Source organism: Pseudoalteromonas sp. PA2MD11, assembly GCF_017808125.1.
Taxonomy (GTDB): Bacteria; Pseudomonadota; Gammaproteobacteria; order Enterobacterales; family Alteromonadaceae; genus Pseudoalteromonas; species Pseudoalteromonas simplex.
Window position 1 is genome coordinate 1 of the sequence record NZ_JADKNF010000024.1, and the last position, 25972, is coordinate 25972.

The 25972-nt window shown below is 41.3% G+C and carries 20 protein-coding genes; 9 read left to right on the plus strand and 11 right to left on the minus strand.

Going from position 1 to position 25972, the window contains the following annotated elements:
* Positions 1-105 precede the first annotated feature (105 nt).
* On the minus strand, positions 106-1731 hold the full coding sequence (locus tag ISP07_RS19230) for a methyl-accepting chemotaxis protein (protein WP_209328587.1): 1626 nt from the start codon (positions 1729-1731) through the stop codon (positions 106-108).
* A 532-nt stretch (positions 1732-2263) separates the two neighbouring features.
* Between ISP07_RS19230 and ISP07_RS19235 the strand changes: the two genes are divergently transcribed.
* The gene (locus tag ISP07_RS19235; RefSeq protein ID WP_209328588.1) at positions 2264-3862 is read left to right on the plus strand and encodes an ABC-F family ATPase; all 1599 of its coding nucleotides are present in this window, start codon (positions 2264-2266) and stop codon (positions 3860-3862) included.
* Positions 3863-3998: 136 nt separating this feature from the next.
* Entirely contained in the window at positions 3999-5924 is a 1926-nt protein-coding gene (locus tag ISP07_RS19240; RefSeq protein WP_209328589.1) for a hypothetical protein, read from the plus strand.
* A gap of 220 nt (positions 5925-6144) precedes the next feature.
* Here the strand turns inward: ISP07_RS19240 and katG are convergent, their stop codons facing one another.
* Positions 6145-8322 carry a catalase/peroxidase HPI gene (gene katG / locus ISP07_RS19245; protein WP_209328590.1) on the minus strand — a complete coding sequence of 726 codons (2178 nt, stop codon included), beginning with the start codon at positions 8320-8322 and terminating at the stop codon, positions 6145-6147.
* Positions 8323-8895: 573 nt separating this feature from the next.
* The gene (locus ISP07_RS19250; protein WP_209328591.1) at positions 8896-10269 is read right to left on the minus strand and encodes a GAF domain-containing sensor histidine kinase; all 1374 of its coding nucleotides are present in this window, start codon (positions 10267-10269) and stop codon (positions 8896-8898) included.
* A 271-nt stretch (positions 10270-10540) separates the two neighbouring features.
* On the opposite strand from ISP07_RS19250, the gene ISP07_RS19255 reads away from it, so the two are divergent.
* The 4 genes from ISP07_RS19255 (at position 10541) to ISP07_RS19270 (ending at position 14515) form a co-directional block, all read left to right on the plus strand.
* Positions 10541-11431 (plus strand): tetratricopeptide repeat protein, encoded by an 891-nt coding sequence (locus tag ISP07_RS19255; RefSeq protein ID WP_209328592.1) that lies wholly within the window; start codon positions 10541-10543, stop codon positions 11429-11431.
* Positions 11432-11538: 107 nt separating this feature from the next.
* Positions 11539-12564, plus strand: coding sequence for an IS110 family transposase (locus tag ISP07_RS19260; protein ID WP_209328593.1), 1026 nt, complete (start codon positions 11539-11541; stop codon positions 12562-12564).
* A 456-nt stretch (positions 12565-13020) separates the two neighbouring features.
* Entirely contained in the window at positions 13021-13320 is a 300-nt protein-coding gene (locus ISP07_RS19265) for a helix-turn-helix transcriptional regulator (protein WP_138600147.1), read from the plus strand.
* A complete protein-coding gene (locus tag ISP07_RS19270; protein WP_209328618.1) occupies positions 13310-14515 on the plus strand; it encodes a type II toxin-antitoxin system HipA family toxin in 1206 nt (401 codons plus the stop codon). Before ISP07_RS19265 ends, ISP07_RS19270 begins: the two co-directional genes overlap by 11 nt.
* A 183-nt stretch (positions 14516-14698) precedes the next feature.
* Here the strand turns inward: ISP07_RS19270 and ISP07_RS19275 are convergent, their stop codons facing one another.
* The 4 genes from ISP07_RS19275 to ISP07_RS19290 form a co-directional block, all read right to left on the minus strand.
* On the minus strand, positions 14699-15406 hold the full coding sequence (locus ISP07_RS19275; RefSeq protein WP_209328594.1) for a nuclear transport factor 2 family protein: 708 nt from the start codon (positions 15404-15406) through the stop codon (positions 14699-14701).
* Between the two features lie 71 nt (positions 15407-15477).
* The gene (locus ISP07_RS19280) at positions 15478-16218 is read right to left on the minus strand and encodes a ferredoxin--NADP reductase (RefSeq protein WP_209328595.1); all 741 of its coding nucleotides are present in this window, start codon (positions 16216-16218) and stop codon (positions 15478-15480) included.
* Positions 16219-16429: 211 nt separating this feature from the next.
* The gene (gene deoD / locus ISP07_RS19285; protein WP_036972525.1) at positions 16430-17131 is read right to left on the minus strand and encodes a purine-nucleoside phosphorylase; all 702 of its coding nucleotides are present in this window, start codon (positions 17129-17131) and stop codon (positions 16430-16432) included.
* Positions 17131-18360, minus strand: a complete 1230-nt coding sequence (locus ISP07_RS19290) for a phosphopentomutase (RefSeq protein ID WP_209328596.1) — start codon at positions 18358-18360, stop codon at positions 17131-17133. The genes deoD and ISP07_RS19290 overlap by 1 nt, the downstream gene beginning before the upstream one ends.
* A gap of 191 nt (positions 18361-18551) precedes the next feature.
* Between ISP07_RS19290 and udk the strand changes: the two genes are divergently transcribed.
* The 3 genes from udk (at position 18552) to ISP07_RS19305 (ending at position 21309) form a co-directional block, all read left to right on the plus strand.
* The gene (udk, locus tag ISP07_RS19295; RefSeq protein ID WP_054553619.1) at positions 18552-19181 is read left to right on the plus strand and encodes a uridine kinase; all 630 of its coding nucleotides are present in this window, start codon (positions 18552-18554) and stop codon (positions 19179-19181) included.
* Positions 19182-19199: 18 nt separating this feature from the next.
* Positions 19200-20423, plus strand: a complete 1224-nt coding sequence (locus ISP07_RS19300) for a NupC/NupG family nucleoside CNT transporter (RefSeq protein WP_054553401.1) — start codon at positions 19200-19202, stop codon at positions 20421-20423.
* A 157-nt stretch (positions 20424-20580) separates the two neighbouring features.
* Positions 20581-21309, plus strand: coding sequence for a substrate-binding periplasmic protein (locus ISP07_RS19305; protein WP_209328597.1), 729 nt, complete (start codon positions 20581-20583; stop codon positions 21307-21309).
* Positions 21310-21427: 118 nt separating this feature from the next.
* Here ISP07_RS19305 and ISP07_RS19310 read toward each other — a convergent pair whose 3' ends face one another.
* The 4 genes from ISP07_RS19310 to folE2 form a co-directional block, all read right to left on the minus strand.
* Entirely contained in the window at positions 21428-22135 is a 708-nt protein-coding gene (locus ISP07_RS19310; protein ID WP_324616138.1) for a substrate-binding periplasmic protein, read from the minus strand.
* Positions 22136-22303: 168 nt separating this feature from the next.
* The gene (locus ISP07_RS19315) at positions 22304-22513 is read right to left on the minus strand and encodes a cold-shock protein (protein WP_054553399.1); all 210 of its coding nucleotides are present in this window, start codon (positions 22511-22513) and stop codon (positions 22304-22306) included.
* A 264-nt stretch (positions 22514-22777) separates the two neighbouring features.
* Entirely contained in the window at positions 22778-24937 is a 2160-nt protein-coding gene (locus tag ISP07_RS19320) for a S46 family peptidase (RefSeq protein WP_209328599.1), read from the minus strand.
* 145 nt (positions 24938-25082) lie between these two features.
* Complete coding sequence (gene folE2 / locus ISP07_RS19325) at positions 25083-25967, minus strand: GTP cyclohydrolase FolE2 (RefSeq protein WP_209328600.1); 885 nt, start codon at positions 25965-25967, stop codon at positions 25083-25085.
* Positions 25968-25972: the final 5 nt, after the last annotated feature.

Consider the following 25972-nt stretch of genomic DNA (forward strand, 5'->3'; position numbering starts at 1 on the left):
TGAAAAAGAGGCCCAGTCGGTACCCTGAACGAAAGCCCAAAAAAATGCCTGTCAGCTCTTAACTGACAGGCATTAAGGCGATGCCTGGTTTTTTATGCGCTAAAATTACTCGACTTTAAATTTAGCTGTGGCGTCGAGTAACGAATCAGAGAGGTAATGAAGGTTCTTCGCTACATCACGTACTGCCGATAATGAATCCATTGTTTCTTCAAACGACATATGCATATTCGTCACGTTATCAACTACCATACTAGCAACAGATGTTTGCTCTTCGGTAGCTGCGGCAATTTGCGAATTCATACCGTTAATTTCTAATATCTGTTCAGAGATTTTATCAATCGATTGCCCTGTATTTTCAGCGGCCTCTGCATTATTTGTAGCCATATCTCGGGCTGAGTTCATTGCATTTACTGCATGGCTTGCTGCTGTGGTTAATGTAGAAAGCAGCTCTCTGATTTCATTCGTCGACTGCGATGTTCTTGAAGCAAGCTCACGCACTTCGTCAGCTACAACCGCAAAGCCTCGGCCTTGTTCACCTGCACGTGCAGCTTCAATCGCAGCATTTAACGCGAGTAAGTTAGTTTGTTCTGCAATCGAGGTAATAACGTTTAAAATTTGCGTCACATTCTTGGTGTCAGTGGCCAGTTGATTAATAGTTGATGCTGCTTGATTTATCTCTTCACTTAGTGTTTTTGATTCTGTCACAGAACGCTGTATTTGCGTTCGACTTTGCTCAACTTCTCGCTCGGCTGTTTGCGCAGCTTGTGATGCATTTGCTGCTGAATGAGAAATATCAGCGACACTCTGGCGCATTTCTTCCATTGATTGCTTAACTATTTCAGCATCTGATGTTTGTTTAGTTGTGGCACGCTCGGCACGCTCCATGCCTTGTACAAGTCGTGTTGAGTTCTCCATTAATGGCTCACAAACCGCTATAACCTCAAGTACCGCAGCTTTTAACAGCTGTATAAACGCGTTGAAGTTAATCGAAACTTGACCGATTTCATCTTTAGCGTGTACTTCAAGTTGTGTGCTTAGAGAGCCTTTGCCGTCTGCTAATAGGCGTAAGTTATCTGCCGCTGCGCTGGCCGATGAACCGATTCCACGCGCAATCCAAATTGAGGTAACAACCAATAAAATAAGTGATACTACAGACACTACAAGCATTAAATTTAGTGCGTTGTCTGAACGCGCTTTGGTTGCTTGTACAAGTTCAAAAAAGCGATCATCTGCGCGGGTTTGTGCTCGTTTAAAGCCAGCTAGAACGGCCTCATACTGCTGCGTTTTTTGCTGTGCTTGTTGCTGAATTTTACTAAAGTCAGCGCTGCCGTCGATCATTGAAGTTGCTATGCTTGACGAGGTTTGTGCATAAAGCTCTAATTGTTTTTTGGTATCGGCATGCACGTAGCTGTCGTTGATAATGATGATATTTTGTAGATTTTCATTAATCGTTTTATACGTTTGCGCTGCACTATCAACTAAATCTGACTCACCAAATGTTACCGCTTGAGTGTATAACTCATCTAGTTTTTCGAGTAGCGCAACGTTTGCTGAAGTGAGTTTAACGACCTGATATGATGACTTTTCTAGCTCGTCGAGCGAGATCTTGTTGTCATTCATGGCTATAAAATTGGTTACTACTATGATCACGAATGCCGTAATGGCAATACATGTTATGGCGTGTATTTTTTTTGTGATGCTCAAGTTATTGAAAGAAATACCTGCAGACATTGAATCCACCTTTGCTGTCATATTACTTAGTATTATCGCCCGATTTCCCTAAAGTATTAACTATATTTATATATTTTCAGGTTTTTTTCTTATTTTGTGCCGTTTGGGGGAGTCTTGTAGGAGGTACTTCAGTGCCGAACCAAAAATAATGAGCTTTCAACCTTCAGCTCTCAGACGCGCGAAACAAGTTTCACGCCTACGAATGAAACATAGGCGCTAGGATCTAGGCGCTAGGACGCGATGTTAAATCGCTGCTACAGACTCGCATCTCGCACCTTTCCCCTCGTAACTTGAAACTCGCTAATTTAATACATTTCCCGGCTAAAGCCAGTCCTACGCGGGAAACATCAGGCGCTAGGATCTGAGTTCTAGGCGCTAAGACGCGATGTGAAATCACAACTTTCATTTCTTTTTAATAGCGTTATTAGGGGCTGATCTGTATAATCCGCGGCCTATTATTTACCCTATTGCTTGTTTATTTTCGCAGTTACTGCGCCCATAACCCTGTCAGTACTTTTCTAGGAACAATTCGTTGATTTCAACCGCAAATATCACCATGCAATTTGGTGCAGAGCCTCTATTTGAAAACATTTCAGCTAAATTTAGTAACGGTAACCGCTATGGTTTAATTGGCGCGAATGGCTGCGGCAAATCGACCTTTATGAAAATTCTAAGTGGTGCGCTTGTGCCAACCTCTGGCAATGTGTCGATTGCACCGGGTTTAAAGCTAGGTACACTAAGCCAAGACCAGTTTGCGTTTGAGCAATACACTGTGGTTGATGCGGTGATCATGGGTGATGCAGAGCTTTGGAAGGTTAAACAAGAGCGCGATCGTATCTATTCACTGCCAGAAATGAGTGAAGAAGACGGTATGAAAGTCGCTGAACTTGAAAGCATTTTTGCCGAAATGGATGGCTACACAGCAGAAAGCCGCGCGGAAGAAATTTTGATCCAAGCGGGTATTGAACAAGCGTTTCATTACGGCTTAATGGCAAACGTTGCGCCGGGCTGGAAACTTCGTGTGCTGTTAGCACAAGCGCTATTTGCAAACCCTGATATTTTGCTTCTTGACGAGCCAACCAATAACCTTGATATTCACACTATCACTTGGCTTGCTAACGAGCTTAACCAGCGTAAGTGTACGATGATTATCATCTCGCACGACCGTCACTTCTTAAACTCGGTATGTACACACATGGCCGATATCGATTACGGTGAACTACGGATTTACCCTGGTAACTACGAAAAATGGATCGAAGCTTCAAGCTTACAACGCGAACAACTACTTGCTGAAAACGCAAAAAAGAGTGCTGAAATTGACGAGCTACAAGAGTTCGTAAACCGCTTTGGTGCGAATGCATCAAAAGCAAAATTAGCCAGCTCTCGTGCTAAGCGCATGGATAAAATTAAGCTTGATGAAGTAAAAGCATCAAGCCGTATTAGCCCATCTCTACGTTTTGACGAAGGCAAAAAGATGTATCGCCAAGCATTAGAGCTTACTAAGTTAGGCCATGGCTTTGAGGGTGAAACCCTGTTCAGCGGCGGAGAGCTATTACTTGAAGCCGGAGCTAAACTTGCGGTTATCGGTGAAAACGGTGTTGGTAAAACCACCCTATTACGCTGCCTTGTAAACGAATTACAAAGTAACGAAGGTGTGGTTAAGTGGTCTGAAAATGCCAGTATTGGTTATTGCCCACAAGACAGTAGTAAAGACTTTGATAACGACTTAACTTTATTTGATTGGATGTCGCAGTGGCGTACCGCCAAACACAACGATTTAATGGTACGTGCTATGTTAGGCCGTTTATTATTTACCGCAGATGACGCGAACAAAAAAGCGCGTAATTGCTCGGGTGGTGAAAAGAACCGCCTATTGTTTGGTAAGTTAATGATGCAAGACATCAACGTGCTAATTTTGGATGAGCCAACCAACCACATGGATATGGAAGCCATTGAAGCGCTCAATAATGCTTTAAAAGATTACCAAGGCACGCTAATTTTTGTGAGCCACGACCGTGAGTTTGTATCGTCTTTAGCGACTCGTATCATCGATATTAAAGATCAACAGCTTATCGATTTTCAGGGCACATTTGACGAATATATGGACCATGTTGCGCAACAAGCGCAATAAGCCTTTCCTATAAGGTGAGCAAGTTAGCTCTCCTTTTTTGTTTACGTTCAGTTACATATTCACTTTACTGAATTACCCACTTTAGGTAACTTAAATTTCTTTGACTTCAATAGAACAATAAATTTAAGGGACCTAAATGAAAAAAATCCTCAGCGTATCGGCACTGACTCTGGCTCTAACAGGCTGTGGTGGCGGTTCATCAACAGATAAAACGCCAGATGCAGAAGCGACAAAAAATACTGCGCCGACGCTTTCTGGCTCGCTCACTCTCTCAGCCAAAGCGCTTGTATCAACTAATTTAGTTGTTGATTTAAAAGATGAGCAAAACGACAGTGTTACTACAACGGTTATTGATAAACCAGAGTGGCTGACTGTAACCACCAGCAGTAATCAGGTTACTTTTAGTGCTGAGCCAAGCCTATTCGAAGTAGCTAACCACGCTTTTACTGTGGAAGTCTCTGACGGTAAAGCGAGTAACCAATATACCCTTACCGTTAATGTCGCCGAAAACCGTGCAGCATGGCAACCTATTGAGCTTAGCAATGGCGAAGTAATGGGTAACTGGCAATCAAGCGATGGTAGCGTACAGCTGGCATTTGCTACTGAAGATGCTGGGGTGATTGCTCAAAATGGTGAGTTAAGTCGTTTTGATTGGTCGAACCCTGATGTTATTGCATTAAATACCCAAGCGATTGATTGCTTGCATGAATGTAATCAACAAGCCCTACTTGAAATTGAAGTGTTGGCTAAGCGCGATGATGCTATTCGTGTTGAGCTTTTTAATGTTTCAACCGATAAAGGCGAAGTAGTTACCCTTTATAAATCAAATACAGAGTTTAGTTCTGCGTACTACGCTGATGTAGAGCGAAGCTCATTCCACTCTGTTAATTATTTAAGTGCAGCAGGTGAAGAAAGTTACTTTGAAGTACCTTTAGCAAACTTTATTCCGACGGCTTCAGGAAATACGACTTCATTCCCTCATGCTGAATTTTCGGCGACGTTAGAAGGCAAAACATTAAAAATTGAGAGTAATACATTAGTTATAACTCAAAACACAAAGCAATTTAGTAACCTTGGTCATGAGGTAGATGTAGCATTTAATCTTGATCTAATTGATGCAGAAGTTATTGCTCAGTTTGATGACTTTTTAGTGCTAAAACTACGTCATGTTTTAACTTATAAAGATGAAAGTGCACAGAATATTATTAATGAATCAACCGAACTGGCTGAAGCTCTGCTAGAAAAAACATCGATTAGAGCACTTCGAAAACTTACCCCTGTTACAGTTCCTGAGCTGACAGTAGGCAAATCATATACTGGTCGTTTAAATAATAAAAATTCAGATACAGGCGAAGGTTTAACGTTCCGTTATGTACCCACATTTTTTACAATCACTGCAGCCGACACAGCAACGGTCACATTCAATACACCTAAAAGTACTGACTCATTTAAATGGCATTACAACTTAGACAATAACGGCGAAACCGTTAAAGTAACGGGTAATGGCCTAGAAACGAGCTTACAATTTTTCACTCAGCCTGATGGCAAAATGATCATGGCACGCGAGCGTAATAAAGAGCAGCGCCAAGCTCGCTTAGGGTATGAGTTCACGGAAGTAGTTGATGATTCAACCATCACACTTGATGACTATAAGCACCTATTTAGTTACTTACGTCAAGGCTATACCAGCGGCAACCAGAAGATATACTGGTATATAAATGATGATGGTAAAGGCAGCTTCTATTATGCTGACCAATATGGCCTCGAAAACAGAGCTAATTTTACACCAAGTAGTTATTGGCAATTAGAAGCTGATAACAGCATTAGCTTTGCTATGATATCGCAGTGCCCAAATGCAGTTGATTACTCAAGCTGTAAAGATGAAGTATTAGCAAATCAAGAAGTTGCCTATTCATCATTATTTAATTTCAAAATTCTTGCTAAAGACGGTGATAAATACCTTTTTGACCGCCTGTTTTGGCAAAGTACGTATGCTTACAGCGAAAGAGAATTAAAAGAGAGTATTTTTCAAAATAGCTATTGGTTTGGGATTGAGAAGTAAAGGAGCTTGCAGTCGTAAGCGGTCAGCCGCACGAAACAAGTTTCACGCCTACGTGTAGCAGCGGTCATCAGCGAGTTCTGGGCGCTTGGACGCGATGTAAAATAGCTGCTATCTCGCAGCTCGAATCTCGTAACTTTGCTCTTGTAACTCGCTAACTTATTTAAATAAAAAAGGCCACACAGTTAAACTGTGTGGCCTTTGTACTTAACGGAATTTTAAATTAAATATCGAAGCGGTCGGCGTTCATTACTTTCACCCATGCACCTACAAAGTCTTTTACAAAACGTTCATTGTTGTCGTCTTGTGCGTAAAACTCTGCGTAAGAGCGTAGGATTGAGTTTGAACCAAATACTAAATCAACGCGTGTTGCTGTCCATTTAGTTGCACCAGTGCTGCGCTCAACAATATCGTAAAGACCTTTACTTGTTGGCTTCCATGTGTAAGCCATGTCAGTTAGGTTTACGAAAAAGTCGGTGCTAAGTGTGCCTACATTATCTGTAAACACGCCATGCTTAGAGCCGCCGTGGTTAGTGCCAAGTACACGCATACCACCAACAAGAGCGGTCATTTCTGGTGCTGTTAAACCCATTAATTGCGTACGCTCTAACATCAACTCTTCTGCGGATACTGCGTAGTCTTTCTTCAACCAGTTACGGAAACCATCGTGAATTGGCTCAAGTACGTCGAACGAGTCTGCATCTGTCATCTCGTCTGTGGCATCACCACGACCCGGCGCAAATGGCACGGTGATGTCAACGCCCGCTGCTTTTGCTGCTTGTTCAACCGCTGCTGACCCACCGAGCACAATTAAATCAGCAAGGCTTACTGGTTTGTTTAAACCCGCTTGCACCGATTCCAGTGCGCTTAATACTTTAGCTAAACGCTCTGGCTCGTTTCCTTGCCAATCTTTTTGCGGTGCTAGGCGAATGCGAGCACCATTTGCACCACCGCGATGGTCTGAACCACGGTAAGTACGGGCGCTATCCCATGCTGTTGCGATTAAGTCTGCTTGGCTTACACCACAGTTAAGTAGCTTGGTTTTAAGCTCGCTAATTTCGCTGTCTGATAAGGTGTAATTCACCGCTGGGATCGGATCTTGCCAGATCAGATCTTCGCTTGGTACATCGGCACCTAAATAACGTGATTTAGGACCTAAGTCACGGTGCGTCAGTTTGAACCATGCACGTGCAAACACATCACTAAAGTATTCAAAATCATCGTTAAAACGTTCGATAATCTTACGATAGGTTGGGTCCATCTTCATCGCCATATCGGCGTCAGTCATAATAGGATTTAAACGAATTGATGGATCTTCTACATCAACTGGTTTGTCTTCTTCTTTAATATCAATTGGTTCCCACTGCCACGCACCTGCTGGGCTCTTCTTAAGCTCCCACTCGTAATTAAGTAGCAAGTAGCAATAACCGTTATCCCATTTAGTTGGGTGAGTGGTCCACGCGCCTTCGATGCCCGATGTCATGGTATCGCGGCCAATACCGCGTGAGTTATGGTTGTTCCAACCAAGACCTTGTTCAAACACATCAGCCGCTTCTGGCTCTGGGCCAACGTTTTCTTCGCTACCATTACCATGGGTTTTACCCACAGTGTGGCCACCTACAGTAAGTGCCGCAGTTTCTTCGTCATCCATTGCCATACGGGCAAATGTTTCGCGAACTTGTTCAGCCGTTTTAAGCGGATCTGGGTTACCATTCACCCCTTCTGGGTTAACATAAATTAAGCCCATTTGTACCGCTGCCAATGGGTTTTCCATGGTGTCTGGTTTTTCAACATTTGTGTAACGCTCATCACTAGGTGCTAACCATTCTTTTTCAGCGCCCCAGTACACATCTTTTTCTGGATGCCAAATATCTTCGCGGCCACCGGCAAAGCCAAAGGTTTTTAAGCCCATTGATTCGTAAGCCATATTACCGGCTAAGATCATTAAATCTGCCCAAGAAAGCTTGTTACCGTATTTCTTTTTAATTGGCCAAAGTAAACGGCGTGCTTTATCTAGGTTAGCGTTATCTGGCCATGAATTTAATGGTGCAAAGCGTTGGTTACCTGTACCGCCGCCACCGCGTCCATCCTCTAAACGGTATGAACCCGCTGAGTGCCACGCCATACGGATCATTAAACCACCGTAATGGCCCCAATCAGCTGGCCACCATTCTTGGCTTTCGGTCATTAAGCTTTTTAAGTCGGTTTTAACGGCTTCAAGATCAAGAGATTTGAATGCTTTAGCGTAATTAAAATCTTTGCCGTAAGGGTTCGTTTTGCTGTCGTGTTGGTGAAGAATGTCGAAATTGAGTGCGTTTGGCCACCAGTCAGTATTTGATTTAGCGGTGACAGTGTTACTACCATGCATTACTGGGCACTGGCCCGTTTTTCCATTACTCATTGCTTGCTCCTCATAAGCTTAAGATACGACGAAAGCTAGTTTACTTAGCATCATCATAAATAAAGATTTCTATTAGTTTTGAATAACTAATAACTTAAAAGTTCATGTTGTTTAAAACTATAGGAGCACTACATAAATAAAGCTAGATCTTGAACATGGTTTTAAATCGATTGATTCGATAGAAAAATACGATTTGATTCATTTTACAAAACAGTCCATTTTATAAAGGTCTTTTTACTGCGAGTAGCCCTTATGAAAACAATTAATCCTGATGTTGCTAGACAATTAAGCATTAACTTTTTTATCGCCAATTTACCTATTTTAATGTTAACAGGGCTGGTAGTTGCTTCGCTTGTGGGGTTAACGTTTAGAAGCTCATTATTGTTTTGGCTGACGCTATTGGTTACACCTTTAAGCATTAATTATTTATACTCGAAAAAACGTATAAAGCAGTTTTGCAAAAACAACAAGTGCACCGATATATCATGTCTCGCTAAGCAAACTGATTAATTTTTAATTTTATTACCCAGTCACCAGATTATTTAGCCCTCAACTTGTATAAATATTAATTAGTTATGCGAGTTTTATAGGCAGTTTAAAATTAACTGTCATGCCATTAAAAGGTGAACTCGCAGCACTCACTTCACCTTGTAATGCTTGCGTTGCAAGGTTATAAACGATTGACATTCCTAATCCACTTCCACCTGAGCCGCGCTTCGTAGTAAAAAAGGGCTCAAACACTTTATGCAAAGTTTCTGTATCCATGCCATGGCCATTATCTTTGTAGCAAAGCAAATAAACACCTTGTGCTTCGTCAATATTAACCGATATGTTTATTTGGTTGTCTTGGCGTCCAACAAAACCATGAACGCAACTATTATTAACCAAATTCATTATGATTTGACTCAAAGCTCCTGGGACTGTGATCAACTCAAAGTCATCGACACAATTCACATTTACAGTTACGTTATGACTACGGGTTAAAGGCATTAAGCTGTGTAGAATGTTTTCTAAGTAGTCTTTAATGTTGGTTTCTAATAAATCGAGTGAAGATTGATCTACTGCCGTTTGTTTAAAGTCGCTGATTAATTTTGCTGCTCGCTCTAAATTAGTGAATGATATTTTAAAACATTCGTTTAAATGATTAATACTCTCTATCAGCGCAGCCTTAGTTAACGTATTTGACTGTATAAGCTTATCAACTTCAGAGAGTTTGTCTTTTGCCGAACTGTTTGCAGTCACCGCGATACCTATTGGCGTATTAACTTCATGTGCAATTCCAGCAACCAGATTACCCAATGAAGCCATTTTTTCTGCTTCAATTAGTTTTTCTTGCATCTCGGTAAGTTCAGATAAGGTTTTCTCGAGCGTTCGAGTGCGTTCAACAACACGCTCCTCTAGGTGCTGATTAGCGCGTTCAAGCTCTGCGTTTATACGTTCATTTTCTTGTGCTGATAGCGCTCTGCCGTATAGATCTGCTAATGCGCCTATAAATGAGCATTCATCTTCTGTCCAATGTCGCTCACTACCAATGTGCTCACAACAAAATATACCGATCATTTTTCCTTTATAGCGAATTGGTGCATCGAGCATAGCGCCAATATTAAGTGGTGTTAGGTAGCTTTCGCTAAATTCGTAGGTAGCAGGATCAGTATGCGCATCAACCGCTGTTATTGTGCGTTGCGTATCAAGTGCTTTGAAATAGTCAGGGTATGCGTCCCGTGGAAGCACTAGCATTTGAATTTCTTTACCATTTTCTCTGTCGAGTAATAAACGGCACTCTATTGCTGTATTTTCTTTATTAAGTAACCAAATGCCGGCACGCCCGATTTCGAGTCCATCGAGTACAGCATTAAGGATTAGCCGTTCAGCTAATTCAACATTTCCACTATCGAGATCAGACGAAATTGATACACCATAAAGCAGTTGTACTAGTTGCTGGCGCATATTCTCACCTTTTAGTTTTAGTATCCTTTAAGTTTAGACGAACAAACTCAATATCGCATATAGATTAACTTTTTTTAGAAACTCTTTAAGTATTAAGTAGTTGTTCAGATAAAAATGAGTATATTGTACCTAACTCCTGTTGATACCCCTTACGACTTTATGTTGTTTAAGCAGTTTGGCCAGCTCTCCCCCGAGCTGGTTTTTTTTTGCCTAGTCCCTAGTGCTCACGCATGTTACAGTTACCTCAGTAATCACAAAAAATTAATATGTTATGCGTTATACCCTAATTTTAATCACTTTTTTAATGAGCTTTAGCCCATTTCTAGCAGCTCAAAATGAGCCACAAAACCGCCCAGCATTAACTGAAGCAGAGCAACAGCAAGGACTCGATAAGCTTCAAGAACCTATGTATAAACCATTGTTAGAGCGCTATATTCTTGATGAATTAAAAGCGGTGCGCCAAGACCAACAAAAACTACGCGAAGATGTGACAAAACAAGTTGCTCATACACAACTTGATACTGCCGACCGTGCATTAACTTATACAACAGACACCATTAATAATGTGTTTTTCATTATTACCATTACCGCTTCAATCTTGGTCTTAGTCGGTTGGAATTCCCTACGTGATGTGAAAAATAAGGTAGAAGATATTGTTAATACACGCGTGAGTGCGATTACAAAAGAATATGAAGAGCGCCTAAAAGTACTCGAAGAAAAACTACGTGAGCGATCTGAAGAGATCTTATTAAACCAACAAAAGATCTCAATCACCAATGAAGTTCATTCTTTATGGATGCGTGCCAATTTAGAAAGCGATGTTGCGAATAAGATTGAGATTTTTGACGAGATCTTAAAACGTAAACCAGAAGACGTAGAAGCCATTGCCTATAAAGCAGATGCTCTGTTAGAAATTAACGAAACAGGTGAGGCTATCGAGCTTTGTAATCAAGCATTAGAAATTGATAGCGACTACGGCTACGCATACTGGCAACGTGCTTGTGCCTATGCATTACTACACAAACACGCCGATGCAATGGCTGATATTCGTATGGCTCTTGAATATTCTCCTAACCTACGTAACGAGCTATTACACGAAAGCGCGTTTGCCAGCCTACACGACAACGACAGCTTTAATTCGTTGTTAAATGAATCGGCATAGCCGAACCCCATGTAGCAGATGTATGGACTCCTCCCCATTAATGGGGGAGTACGGTATAAAGAAATTGCAAAACAACTTTTACCAATTAAGGAGTCCATACATGACACATGTCTAATTTAATTGCTATTGATTTAGCAAAAAATATTTTCCAAGTTGCGCAGTTTCAAGGCAGTAAACTTAAATCTAATAAACAAGCTAGCCGCAAAGCATTGCTTGAGTTATTAGTTAAAGCTAAACCATCCGTTGTTGCTATGGAAGCATGCGCAAGCGCTCAATATTTTGCACGCACTGCGCAATCTTTTGGTCATAAAGTTATGTTGCTTGACCCGTTATTTGTTAAAGCATTTAGACAAGGTCAAAAAACAGATGCAAACGATGCTATTGCGATAGCCATTGCTAGTAAAGTTCCTAATGTCCGCACCTGTAAAATTCTCTCTATCGAAGAGCAAGCATTGCAATCTCTTAGTAAGGTTCGGGCGCTAGCAGATAAACAAAAAATTCAATTATCAAACCAAATACGTGGTTTACTTCTTGAGTTTGGTATTGTCATTAACCAAAGTGAGGCCGCATTTAAAGCAGCCATACCCGATATGTTAGAAGATGCAGAAAACACACTGCCATTAGAACTAAAACATGCGCTTGCGCTGACTTACGCTCTTTATCAACAGCAGTGTGAAAACAAAGTAGCGTTGCAAAAACAAATAGAGCGCATTGTAAAACAAAATGATGGCTGTCAACGCTTAATGGCACTCGAAGGAGTCGGCCCAATCACTGCTATCGAGCTTCTGTCTTTTTTAGGTGACACAACACAGTTTAGCAATGGAAGGAGTGCAGCTGCGTGTGCAGGTGTGACACCACTACAGCATTCGACAGGCGGTAAAGCAAAGATAGGCTGTATACCTAAAAGACGAGGTGGAGCATTAAGGCGAAATCTATTTTTAGGCGCTCGCTCGATAGTGAGTAAATTAAAAAACAGAGAGGCCTTGACTGAAAAAGAACGATGGATAAAAAACCTTCTAGTAAGAAAAGGGGTTAAGTGCGCGGCGATTGCATTAGCAAACAAAACAATGAGAACCGCCTATGCCTTACTTAAAAATGGAACGAATTATGAGCCGACAATACTGACAGCATAAAGTAAAAGAATAAAAAATTAGTCAGCAGAAGAATTGAACAAGCCAAGATAGAGCATTAAGTGGTGAGACCTACCCTTGATAGCCTGAAAACCCGCTAGTGTACGAAGATACCGTGTAGCAGATAAGGCACAAGGGCGCGAAAACATCAAAGTGACCGAGGTAGCGCCTCATTAGAGTCCGTATATAAGTACGCAATCACATCAGCTTAATGTAAAAAAGGCTTGTGCAATCGGAGGAGTCCATATAAGCAGGTTTATCCCGCGTCATAGGCGAGTTCTGGGTTCTAGGTCCTAGGCGCCAGGACGCGATGTAAAATCGCTGCCACCTCGTACCTCGAAACTCGCTAACTTTACTCTCGCTAACTTGAACCCACTAACTTAATCCCCCTCTATTGCAAAAAAAACAAATACCGCTAAACTAATCATTAAGTATCTAATGATTAAAAAAGTAATCAATATGCGTTCTAAACAGGCTGCAAAAATGGCACAAAAGCTGGGAGATTTGATTCGCCAGCACCGAACTCTTCATTATACGCAAAGTACATTTGCGAAAATGATTGGGGTATCACGTTCGACAGTACAAAAGTTAGAGCAAGGTGATGTTGTGAAAAGTGACATTCTTTTTGAAGCGCTGGTTGTACTTAACTTACAGGGATCGCTTCTCGATGAAATAAATGAATTAGCGGCCGACGTAGGTGGATACAATGCTCGCCAACGCAAACGAAATTCACCACAGGAAATCAATGATGACTTCTGAGTGCTATGTTTTTATAGATGGTTTAGAAGAAAAACCCGTTATCTGTGGTTACTTTAAATTAGATAATCAATCAGGTCGAGGTGAGTTCAACTATGGTAAGAGCTATTTAGCCCGAAGCGATGCCTTTGCTCTAGATCCAATACATCTGCCATTAAAGTCGGGGATTTTCAATTACAGTGCAAACAGAGGTGTATTTGGCGTATTGAGTGATGCAGGAGCTGATTCGTGGGGGCGCAAGTTAATTCTTTCGCTTCATACTACAAAACCCAAAAACGAGTTAGAATTTTTATTAGCCGGGTCTGGGTATGGCGTAGGAGCGCTTGTTTTTAGTCTCTCGCGAAGTGCCTCAAAGCATAAAACTAACAAAAACACCTTGTCTGATTTAGCCTTGCTAGACCAAGCTAAAGATGACTTGCTGGCGAATAAAACAATTTCAGATGAAGCTAAGAAAGCATTTGAGTTTGGCCAAAGCATGGGGGGAGCTAGACCAAAGACCTCTATCCAAATTGACAACAAGCTCTACTTAGCAAAATTCAATCGCCAAGATGACTTATTCAATCTAGTCAGAGCTGAACATGCTGCAATGAAAATGGCGGAACAGCTTGGTATTCGAACGGCTCCTACCTTTATTCATAAAACACATACCGGTGATGTACTACTTGTTGAGCGGTTTGATGTAAGCAATGGTTTACCAACACACCACTTTTTAAGTGCAAATAGCTTACTTCAAAAACCCAAAGTTGCTATGAGTGATCTTTCAAGTGACTATTCATATGGTCAATTAGCTGAATTTATTAGGCATCAAACAATACAAAATGCAGGTGATGCTGAAGAGCTGTTTAAGCGAATGGTGTTCAATGCATATATTGGTAATACAGATGATCACACTCGCAATCATGCATTCCTATATTCATTTTCACAAAAAAATTGGCGATTAAGTCCAGCCTATGACATCACTCCAATCAACAACTCAAAACAGCATAGCCTTGGCTTTGGCGATGATGGCCGTTATGCAAGTAAAAGCAATTTTTTATCTCAGGCTAAGCGATTTGGGTTAGCAAATTCAGCAGCAAAAAACATCATTAAAGAGATTGAAGAATATTGCAAAGATTGGCCGACTCACTTTAAACATTTTGCAGACGTTAGTGATGAAGATATCACCCGTTTAAAAGGTGTAATTCCTGAAATTAATTAAGATTAATAGCGCGAAACAAGTTTCACGCCTACATGTAGCAGCAGGTTTATCCCGCGTCATAGGCGCTGGGATTTAGGTTCTAGGACGCGATGTAAAATCGCTGCTACCTCATATCTCGAAACTCGCTAGCTTGAACCCACTAACTTTCACCCATAAAAAAAGAGCAGCTGGGCTGCTCTTTTTCTAGCGGAAGAATAACACTTTGGTTATTTTACCATTTTCTATTTTATAACTAGTGACAAATTCAGCTCGCTTATCAACCACCTTAGGGTCTTGTGAACAAGTCTCTGATAGCTCATGGTCAATCACAATATTTCCATGCACAATTCGTTTAATTGGAGACGATTTTATACATTTAAGCTTTTTAAACATGATGCCATAACGAGCTATAAGCTTTTCTTTCCCTGTGAACATTAACTCATTTGGGAATGTGTAAAACTCGACGTTTTCATCATACATTTTAATAAATGCATCAATATTACGAGCATTATATGCTGCTATTAATTGCTCAATTACAGCGATTGATTCTCGTGACTGACGCGCTTTTTCTTGTTGCTTGGCTGTTAGCGCCTCTTTTGCTTGCTTTACGGCCTTTTCAGCCTCATCAACTGCTTGCTGTTTTTCTTCAACTGTTTTTGGTTGCTCGGCAGGTGTAGGCGTTTGAGTACCTAGAACTTTGCTATCATCAACTTCTGCGACCTCTTTCTTAGATTCAGAAATTACTTTTTGATCTGTTACTGGCTTTTCTTCAATAAACTCTAAACTAGGTACGTCTTTCTTTTCGGCTTTTTGTTCATGGCTAGTTTGAGGCTCGGCTTGTTCAGTGGTTTCTTCACTTGCAAATGACTGCCAAGAGAATAATAAACTAATTGCCAAAAATAATGGTTTCATAATTTTCCTAAATGCATCATGCCTGATCTGTGGCGCTAAGGTAGCAAATTCTTGCAGCTTGGCATAGTTTTTTACCAATACTGCTCTACTGTGATCTGCCCGGGCTCTCGTCGTCTATTGCGTTTAAAGCCTAGTTCTAACAAAATAGCCGTGGTCTCTTTTACCATTTCTGGATTACCGCAAATCATGAACTGTGTAGAATCAGGTGCAACTGGGCGCCTGGTCACATCAAATAAACGATGGTCTTTAATAACATCAGTGATCCGACCATTAAAACCCATTGTGGCTGACTCTCTGCTGACTACAGGCGAATAGTAAAGATTTGGGTACTGCTGCTGTAGTGCTTTAATGCGCGCTTGATAACTTAGGTCCTCATTAAAACGAACTCCATGCACTAAGTGAACATGCTCAAACTTTTGCCACACTTCGCCCTGCTCTAATATTGATATAAAAGGCCCAAGCGCAGTACCTGTACTCAGCATATAAAGCTGCTCACTGCTTGGCACTTCATCAAGGGTAAAAAAGCCTGTCGCGCGGCGCTCTATAGTCACTGAGTCACCCGGCTTTAATTGCGCAAGTTGTTGAGAAAGTTGACCGTCTTTAACATTAATCAGATAAAATTCGAGGTCGGGGTTATTCGGCGCATTAACATAAGAATATGCACGTGCTACCCGTTTATCACCCACTTGCATAGCAAGCTTTGTAAACTGCCCTGCTACAAATGGTTCAACATCGGCATTAACAATTAAGCTAAATAGTGAGTCGGTCCACCATTTAACATCTTTAACTTTAGCTTCAACCCAATTAGACATACACATCCTCAATTGTTGTTCCTCTATTAAAAGTGGCAACAATTGCTTGAATTTTCAAGTTTTAAGGGGCGGTTGCGAGATGCGGGCAGGATTTTACGCGAGGTAAATAAGTAGCCATAAAAAAAGCCGCATAAATGCGGCTTTGAGGTTAGTCTCACTTCACTTTGGGCGTGTTTCCAAATTTCAGTGAATACGTTACCAAGGAACTTATTTAAATTGATTCTAAAGCAATTTTAACCATTTCGTTAAAGGTGCTTTGACGCTCTTCACTTGGTGTTGCTTCACCAGTGATTACGTGGTCACTTACAGTAAATAGTGCCATCGCTTTTGCGCCGTATTCAGCGGCTACGCCGTACATGCCAGCTGTTTCCATATCAACAGCAAGTACGCCTAGCTTGTCTAATTCTTGATAGAATGTGTTATCTGCTTGGTAGAATGTATCTGTTGTAAATACATTACCTACTTTTGCTTCAATACCTAATTCTTTTGCTGCGTTTACGCCGTTAAGTAGTAAACCGAAATCAGCAATTGCGGCAAAGTCGTAACCACGTACGCGCGCACGGTTTACGTTTGAATCTGTGCTTGCACCTTGTGCAAAGATAACGTCACGGATTTTGATATCGCTACCAATACCGCCACAGGTACCAATACGAATTAGATTTTTAACGCCGTAACTAACGATCAATTCACGGGCATAAATTGACATTGATGGAATACCCATCCCAGAACCCATAATACTCACTGGCTTACCTTTGTAGGTACCGGTAAAACCATACATATTACGAACGCCTGTTACTTGTTTTGCGTCATCTAAAAAGTTTTCAGCAATGTATTGAGCGCGAAGCGGATCACCCGGCATTAATACCGTTTCTGCAAATTCGCCTACATTGGCGCTGATATGAGGAGTACTCATTATTGGTTTCCTTTTTTGTTCGCTAATAGCTTGTCGTTAAAGCTATCACCGTATTCAAGTGCAGGAAGATTAAACCACTGGGCAAGGGTTTGACCTATGTCTGCAAAACTAGCTCGTTCTCCAAGCGGGGTGTTTGTCATTCCCGGTTGGTATGCAAGTACTGGCACGTATTCACGTGTATGGTCAGTGCCTGCTGCTGTTGGATCACATCCGTGATCGGCCGTGATAATTAACACATCATCACTATTTAGCTGATTTAAAATGGTCGGTAGGTAATCATCAAACTCTTTTAATGCTTTAGCATAGCCAACTGCATTACGGCGATGACCGTACTTTTCATCAAAATCAACTAAGTTTGTAAAAATCAAACTATGGTCAGGTGCGCTTGCGATTACTTCTGAGGTTTTCTCAAGCAAGTTCAATAGCCCTGGCGCTTTGTGTTTTTGGGTGATGCCTTGGTGCGCATAGATATCGGCAATTTTACCAATACTGATCACTTCACCGCCGTCTTGCGATAATTTATCAAGCAAGGTTGGCGACGGAGGTAACACCGAATAGTCACGACGATTGCCTGTACGGGCAAAATCGTCACGGCTCGAACCCAAAAATGGCCGCGCAATCACTCTTCCTATGTTCATTTCATCAAGCAGCGCCCGTGCGATTTCGCAAACCTGATAAAGTTTCTCCAGTCCAAATGATTCTTCGTGCGCGGCTATTTGAAACACGCTATCAACTGAGGTGTAGCAAATCGGCATACCGGTTTGCATATGCTCTTCACCTAGCTGTTCTAAAATGGTCGTTCCTGAGGCATAACAGTTACCTAAAATGCCAGGAATCTCTGCGCGAGCAATTAGCTCATCAACAAATTCTTGTGGAAAGCACGGCTGTGTATTGGGGAAGTAACCCCAGTCAAACAACACAGGTACACCGGCCATTTCCCAGTGTCCTGAAGGCGTGTCTTTACCACTCGATAACTCTTTAGCGTAACCCCATGCGCCAATAGGTGCTTGGCGGTCACTGACTAAACAAGGTTCTTTACCTGCGGCTTCGCATGCATCAGCTAAACCTAAACGGGTAAGATTAGGTAGCGATAAGTGCTCACCAGTTTCTTCTGCATAGGCTTTAAGTAAATGAGCGAAGGTATTTGCGCCTACGTCACCAAACTTTTCTGCGTCAGGTGCTGCGCCAATTCCTAGGCTATCTGCCATTAAGATGAGTGCTCTTGCCATGGGTACCTCGTTATCAATATGTGAATACTTTATATGCTCTTTGAATTTTTGGTACAGGACATAAGTCCTGTTTCATAAAACGGAAACATTATAAATTTGCATCTCTAAGCGAAGCAAAAGAGATTAATCGTGTCTTTTTTGCTATTGTGATCTACCTAACAATGTTTCCTTCTGTGTGGGCGAGAACTTTAGTGACACGAACAATTATAGCTATTGCTGGCGCATCTGCGTCGGGCAAGTCTCTTTTTAGCAAGACAATTTATAACGAATTAGTCAATGAGCTTGAACCGGGCGCGATCGCAGTGATCGAAGAAGATGCTTATTACAAAGACCAGTCGCATTTGCCGTTTGACCATCGAACGCAAACCAATTACGACCACCCTGATGCTTTCGAGCATGAGCTTTTGCATGAGCACTTACTTCAATTGCGCGCTGGAAAATCAGTAGACGTACCAACTTATGACTATGCAATGCATACCCGAAGCGATGAAACGCGTCGAGTCGCACCTGCAAAAGTACTTATCGTTGAAGGTATTTTGCTACTGAGTGATCCGGCACTTCGAAAAGAATTTGATATTAAGGTGTTCATCGATACACCGTTAGATATCTGCCTTATGCGCCGTATGCAACGAGATATGGAGCAGCGTGGCAGAACATTACAGTCCGTTGTTGATCAATATCAAGCGACAGTGCGACCTATGTTTTATCAGTTTATTGAGCCATCTAAGCACAAAGCTGATCTCGTAGTCACACGCGGCGGTATGAATCGCGTTGCCATTGATATAATTAAAAGTAAAATAAAATATTTACTGCAACAATAACAACGGGAAACAGTCAGTATGACAACATTTATGAGCTTAGTAGGCATTGTTGTGCTACTAGGCATTGCTTTTGCGGCTTCAACGAACCGTAAAGCAATTAATTTAAGAACTGTAGGCATCGCCTTTTTACTTCAAGTGTTAATTGGTGGCTTTGTCTTGTTCTTTGAAGTGGGCAAAAACGTACTGGCAAGTATGTCGCGAGGCGTCTCATCGGTTATTGGTTATGCCAATGACGGGATTAGCTTCTTATTTGGCTCACTGGCATCGCAAGATACCCTAGGGTTTATTTTTGCGATACAAGTATTGCCCGTTATCGTGTTCTTCTCAGCACTCGTTGCTGTGTTGTATCACATCGGGGTAATGGATTGGATAATCAAGATTCTAGGCGGTGGCTTACAAAAGCTATTGAAAACCTCGCGCCCTGAATCGCTTTCTGCGACTGCCAATATTTTCGTTGGCCAAACAGAAGCACCATTGATTGTTAAGCCATTTATCGCCAGCATGACTAAGTCAGAGCTATTTGCGGTAATGGTAGGTGGCCTTGCTACCGTAGCAGGTTCTGTTATGGCAGGTTACGTAACAATTGGTGTAGAGCTTAAATACTTAATTGCAGCCAGCTTTATGGCGGCACCAGGTGGTTTCTTAATGGCAAAAATGATTGTGCCAGAGACCGAAACACCAAAAGAAGATTTAGCTGATTTAGACGTACAAGAAGAAAAACCGGTAAACGTAATTGATGCTGCCGCATCAGGTGCCGCAAACGGTATGCAACTAGCACTGAACGTAGGTGCGATGTTACTTGCTTTCGTAGCACTTATTGCACTTCTAAATGGGTTATTAGGCGGTATTGGTGGTTGGTTTGATCATCCAACATTAACGCTACAAGAAATTTTAGGTTACGTATTCGCTCCGGTTGCATGGTTATTAGGTGTACCTTGGGACGAAGCAGTAATCGCAGGCAGTTTTATAGGTCAGAAGGTTGTAGTTAACGAATTTGTTGCTTACCTCGACTTTATTAATTATCGCGATACGTTAAGTGCGCACACACAAGCGATTGTCACATTCGCGTTATGTGGGTTTGCTAACTTATCATCGATAGCAATTTTACTAGGTGGATTAGGCGGTATGGCGCCTAGTCGGCGAAAGGATATCGCACGCTTAGGGCTCAGAGCAGTGTTAGCAGGATCTATGGCTAACCTCATGAGTGCAGCAATTGCAGGTTTTTTCCTCTCGCTAGCTTAGAAACTTAATGAGATGAGCCGTAGTTGCAAAACAATAGGATAGGACTTTAAGGGGTTAAAGGTCTATCTGACTTGAACGATACTTCACCAAGGGCCGCAAGGCCCTTTTATCGTTTTATGTGCTAAGATTTATTTACTAAATCCTTTTAAGTGCATAAATGAACTATTTTAGAATTTATATACTAACCTTTTTCTTAAGTTGGCCAGCCCTTTGCATGCCGACCCTAACCGTTGTTACCGAACTATCACCGCCCAATCAAACCTTGATCAATAACCAAGTTGCCGGTAAAAGCACTGAATTAGTAAGAGCTATTTTTGCCAAAGCAAACTTAAATGCCAATATAGAGCTCTACCCTTGGGCCCGTGCTTATAATATGGCACTAAAAAAGCCGAATACTTTCATTTACAGCATGGCTAAAACTCCAGAACGTGAACATCATTTCTATTGGATTGGTGAAGTAGCCACCTATGAAATGGGCTTTGTGAAATTAAGCGAACGCCGCGATATAAACATCACCTCCAACGAGCAAGCCAAACAATACAAGATAGCAGTTCAGCGTCATGACTTAGCAGCACAACGCTTAACTGAGCGCGGTTACACTGTTGTGTATACTTCAGACATCAATAAGTCATATCAGTTGTTGATGTCGGGGAAGGTTGATTTAATCATTGACGATAAAAACTATATCGCCGCTATGGCTAATGAGTTAGGCCTTGATGAATCGCGCTTACACTTTGCCTTTGCAATTGATTTTTTAGCGATGAAAGGGTTCCTGGCTGCAAACAAAAATACTAACCCACACCATATCAATGCATTAAAAAATGCGTTTGCTGAGATTCAGGCATCAACGCTATATAGTCAGGTCATGCGAACAAATAGGCCTTAAGTAAGAGCAAGAAAAATTCGTTATTTGTTACTCTGAACAACCCCCAGTGCCTTTTACACTGCACCATAGTAGTATTCAGCTACCTATAGCTTAAACGGCTAACGATGACTAATAAGAATTATTTTGAATTGGTATTACTATATTGCTCAATAAAAAAGTCTAACTTACCCTGAGCAATTAGCTTTTCGTAACTTGATTGCAAACGTTCAACTACATCGATGGGTATGTTTTTATTTAATGCTAAATAATTCCCTAATGTATCGTTAAGAGGAAGCTCAACTAGCTTAACGACTTCTCGTCCAGGGTGCCCGTATTGAGTTAGCTGATAATCAAATGATAGATCTGAACCAATAATTAGCTCGATTTTATTTTTGAAAAATAAATTAAGACACTCATAACTATGACTGACTTTCAGCAAATTTTTACCATCACTAAAACCAATTGTTTCTACAAATTGCTCATAGATACTATTACGCACAACACATAGGCTATGTTCTTTTACTTGGGGTAGATCAAGTGGATTAATACGCTCATTTGATTTTAATCTATAAAAGAAATTTCGCGATGAGGCCAACGGCCCTACCCAGTTAAACAGCTTTTCTCTTTGCGTAATTCGGGCTGTAGAGACTAACCCTGACATGGGCTGTTGTTGCGCCAAGTGGAATGCTCTTGACCAAGGTAAGAGCTCAAAATTGCACTTAATTTTGGCATCGATGCACATGGCCTTAACAAACTTTAAGTTAATACCCTCTAAATGCCCTTTATTTGAGAAGTTATATGGCGGGAAATGCTCGGTGTAAATGGTGACACTTTCTTTTGCAAGCACTACAGGTGCAAAGCTTAGGCACGCTAACAACAAATATTTTAAAATAATTAATACACTCTAATGACACAGCTGCATTAAATATAGAAATATTAACTAGCCCAGTCAATTTTTAGACATAAAAAAAGCAAGCCGTAGCTTGCTTCTTCTCTATTTTACTTTTCAGTAAAATTATAGCGGCTTGATGTTGTCCGCTTGAGGGCCTTTTTGACCTTGCGATAGAGTGAACTCTACACGTTGGCCTTCAGCTAAAGTTTTGAAACCTTCAGATTGGATAGCGCTGAAGTGAGCGAAAACGTCTGGACCATTTTCTTGCTCGATGAAACCAAAACCTTTAGATTCGTTAAACCACTTAACTGTACCTGATACGATGTTAGACATAGTATTATTCCTGATATAAAAAATTAAATATTGCCCGTAGTGGGCGGGTGTAGCAAAAAATCAGATGGAACTTAAAAACTTCAGGACGGTACTACAAGTATTACTTATACAACAACGAAATAAAGATTTAATTACACGCTTTTTAGCTACCGCTCACTATATAGAGTTACCAGAATAAGTCAAATACTATATCTTAATGTTAAAAACAAAAATGCCAGTCTGTGTGACTGGCATTTTAATACTAAAATTAACGTTAAACTCAGGTTACTTAACGATAGTCATCTCTTTAAGTAGGTTTTGAGCATTATCAACTTTATCCATCACCCACAACATGTATCGTGAATCAACGTGAATTGAGCGATTTAAGTTTTCATCGTAATCCCAATCACCAATAATGCTTTCGTAAACACCATCAAATAACAAACCAACGAGCTCAGCATTACCGTTTAATGTTGGAGAGCCTGAGTTACCACCTGTAGTATCTACGTTCGATAAAAAGTTAACCGGAACAGTATTCATACCGCCGGTGTAATCACCATAAAGCTTTTGCTTAATTAACTCGTTTTGTTTCTCTGGTGAGTTGAATGGTTCAACACCGGTATTTTTAGCAAGCAGTCCTTCTAAAGATGTAAAGGGGGTTGCCACTAAGCCATCCTGCGGTGAATAGCCGCCTACCGTACCGTAAGTTACACGTAAGGTGCTATTAGCATCTGCATAAACAGGTTTATTAAGTGCCTTGTTATAAGCGATGATTGCTTCCATTAATGCAGGGCGAGCAGCTTGCTGTTTACCAGCCAGTTCTTTTTTCGCATCTTCAATATCTTTTGTGACCGCAAAGATTGCATGCGCATATTGAATGAATGGATCGCTACTTTGCTTTAACTGAGCAAGGTCAAGATCTGCCATCCATAAACGTTTGCTTTCATCTGCAAGAACCGATTTAGCATACATATCATCAAGCATGGCTTGCTGTTTTTGTTTATCAAAACCGTTTGTTAGACCCAGTGCTTTATCTACCTCTGCAACTCGCTCGTCTTTAGGTAATGCAGCATATTGCTCAATAAAGTACAGTAAAATAGCTTTATCTACGGCTTCATCATAGCGACGGCTCATGCTTTTTAAACGAGACTCGATACGTGGCATATCACGCTCTTGATAACCGCTTTCGCGCTCAGCATCTGGCTTTTGTTTTTCGTAAGCTAAACGGTATAAACGTCGAGCAGTTGAAATCATTTGTGAGCGGTGTACGTAACCTAACATACGGTCACGCTGGTTATGCTCTTGCGACTGTGCAACTAGCGCAGATAAATCAGCAAGTACCTGTCCGTATTTAGCTTTGCGCTTGCTATCTTCATTGATCCACGCGGTGAGATCTTTTTCGAATTGTTGCTTACGGCTATACATTGACCCTTTATTAAAGCTCTCAATCATTGAACCGTAGTTTTTAATGTAGTTGTTATAACCCGCAATCGTGCTTTCGTAAGCGATACGTGCCTCTGAACCCTCTGGTGCATTTTCTTCGATTAACGAGACATATTTCGAATTATACTTACGCGCTAATGGGTAGGCCGTGTTAAACACATAGTCAACTTCAGGCGAAATACGGTAACGGTTTGTGCTGCCTGGGTAACCGGTCACCATCACAAAATCGCCTTCTTGAACGCCTTTAGCGCTTACTTTTAAAAACGCATCACTTTGGTACGGCACGTTGTCTTCTGAATATTCAGCAGGCTTGCCATCTTTGCCAACATACGCGCGATAGAACGAGAAATCACCTGTGTGACGCGGCCACATCCAGTTGTCGATATCGCCGCCATATTTACCGACGCCCATAGCGGGTGCATACGTTAAACGTACATCTTTGATTTCTAGCGATTTGATCAGGTAATACTCAAGACCACCGTGGAAAGTATATACATTACAGCGGTAGCTTTGGTCTTGCTCACACTCACTAACAAGTGCTTTTTCATTTGCTTGAATAGCATCAAAACGTGCTTTACCCGTTAGCTTTTCAGTACCTTGGTTTACTTTATCAGTTACTTCAATCACTTCCTCGGTTACATAAACACGAGAACCCGGCGCTGCAGGCACTTCTTCGCCCGTTGTTTTTGCTAAAAAGCCATTTTCTAAAATGTTGTTTTCGGTGGTCGAGTTATATTGAATCGAACCATAGGCACAGTGATGGTTAGTTACGACTAAGCCTTTCGGTGAAACAAACGAAGCAGTACAGCCACCAAGGCTAATTACCGCGTTCATCGGAAACGCTGTTAATTTAGAAATTGACTCTACATCAATGCTCAAGCCTTTCGCTTTTAACACTGATTCAAGCTCTGGTAGCTGGTGAGGTTGCCACATGCCTTCGTCGGCAACAGCAACATTTGCTACAGCGAGACCCACTGCAGCAGCAATAAATTTAAAACGCATAGTCGTCCTTTATATTATTATGTTTATCATTTTTAGCGGTCATATCATTATCATTGTGAAGATGAATAGCAATAATTTGCGACCGCTAATGTCAAAATTTGTAAACCATTTTAGGTTCATGAGCCTAACACTTAGACTCATCAGCTTAATGTTTAGATTCGTGAACCACGGCATTGTGGCCATGTAAGCTTTCTTGGTGTTCAACCTTAAACTGGTAGTCAGCAATACTCGGCATGGTTTCGAAACACTGTTTTAATCGCCTTGCTGCATCTTCGCAAAACAGTAAGTTTTTTGCGTTAAGGGCAGCAAATGCTTGTTCATCTTCACGCTTCACGGCCGTTTGTACAGGGGTACCAATAGCTTGCTCACATACTGTGATAAAGCCGCCAATATCGGGTAGCTTCTCACTACTAAAAGTGACATCAATATAAGCATAAGAACGCTGGCTATGAGGGGTTGCAATAGAGCCCTGTTCACTTGCAAGCCAACTGAGTAAAGAGGCTTTATCTATATGCTCATCGCTAAATTGTTTATCGACGGCTTCGCTCAAAAGCTGCCTCGATAATGCCGCTGAACACGGGCAGGTACTGCTGTAGGCTACATCAGCTTTTAAGTTGATAGTCATCGACTGCTTCTTAGTTATCGTTAAAACAACAGGGTAAGCATTGTATCCGGCATTGTCGCTAAGGAGTGCTGGTTTTAGCTCGGGTAAATCAAAATGCAGCACCAGTTTTGCGCCTTTACTTAAGCCTTTTTGTGATGCTAAAACGGCTTCCATAAACTCGTTAATACGCTTAGTCGATAAGCTTTGATTAGCCAATAGCTGATTAAGTAATAAATAAAGACGCGACATATGAATGCCTTTAGCATCACTATCAAGGCTAACAAAAATATCGGCATTGGCATTCAGGTGCACATCAACATGAGGTTGTGCAAGTTTCAAAGGCAATGCTATTTTTTCCATGCCGACCCATTTTAAAGGCGACTGAAAATCTACATTAGAGTGCGAGGTAATATCGGGTAATTGCATATCAA

What these genes read in the sequence shown, in the direction of transcription:
- ISP07_RS19260 (WP_209328593.1), top strand. Translation starts at nt 11,539, where the DNA reads ATGTCTAATTTAATTGCTATTGATTTAGCAAAAAATATTTTCCAAGTT.
- ISP07_RS19280 (WP_209328595.1), bottom strand. Translation starts at nt 16,218, where the DNA reads ATGTCTAATTGGGTTGAAGCTAAAGTTAAAGATGTTAAATGGTGGACC.
- ISP07_RS19240 (WP_209328589.1), top strand. Translation starts at nt 3,999, where the DNA reads ATGAAAAAAATCCTCAGCGTATCGGCACTGACTCTGGCTCTAACAGGC.
- folE2 (WP_209328600.1), bottom strand. Translation starts at nt 25,967, where the DNA reads ATGCAATTACCCGATATTACCTCGCACTCTAATGTAGATTTTCAGTCG.
- ISP07_RS19250 (WP_209328591.1), bottom strand. Translation starts at nt 10,269, where the DNA reads ATGCGCCAGCAACTAGTACAACTGCTTTATGGTGTATCAATTTCGTCT.
- ISP07_RS19255 (WP_209328592.1), top strand. Translation starts at nt 10,541, where the DNA reads ATGCGTTATACCCTAATTTTAATCACTTTTTTAATGAGCTTTAGCCCA.
- ISP07_RS19275 (WP_209328594.1), bottom strand. Translation starts at nt 15,406, where the DNA reads ATGAAACCATTATTTTTGGCAATTAGTTTATTATTCTCTTGGCAGTCA.
- ISP07_RS19270 (WP_209328618.1), top strand. Translation starts at nt 13,310, where the DNA reads ATGACTTCTGAGTGCTATGTTTTTATAGATGGTTTAGAAGAAAAACCC.
- ISP07_RS19300 (WP_054553401.1), top strand. Translation starts at nt 19,200, where the DNA reads ATGACAACATTTATGAGCTTAGTAGGCATTGTTGTGCTACTAGGCATT.
- ISP07_RS19305 (WP_209328597.1), top strand. Translation starts at nt 20,581, where the DNA reads ATGAACTATTTTAGAATTTATATACTAACCTTTTTCTTAAGTTGGCCA.
- ISP07_RS19265 (WP_138600147.1), top strand. Translation starts at nt 13,021, where the DNA reads ATGCGTTCTAAACAGGCTGCAAAAATGGCACAAAAGCTGGGAGATTTG.
- ISP07_RS19290 (WP_209328596.1), bottom strand. Translation starts at nt 18,360, where the DNA reads ATGGCAAGAGCACTCATCTTAATGGCAGATAGCCTAGGAATTGGCGCA.
- katG (WP_209328590.1), bottom strand. Translation starts at nt 8,322, where the DNA reads ATGAGTAATGGAAAAACGGGCCAGTGCCCAGTAATGCATGGTAGTAAC.
- ISP07_RS19315 (WP_054553399.1), bottom strand. Translation starts at nt 22,513, where the DNA reads ATGTCTAACATCGTATCAGGTACAGTTAAGTGGTTTAACGAATCTAAA.
- ISP07_RS19230 (WP_209328587.1), bottom strand. Translation starts at nt 1,731, where the DNA reads ATGTCTGCAGGTATTTCTTTCAATAACTTGAGCATCACAAAAAAAATA.
- ISP07_RS19320 (WP_209328599.1), bottom strand. Translation starts at nt 24,937, where the DNA reads ATGCGTTTTAAATTTATTGCTGCTGCAGTGGGTCTCGCTGTAGCAAAT.
- deoD (WP_036972525.1), bottom strand. Translation starts at nt 17,131, where the DNA reads ATGAGTACTCCTCATATCAGCGCCAATGTAGGCGAATTTGCAGAAACG.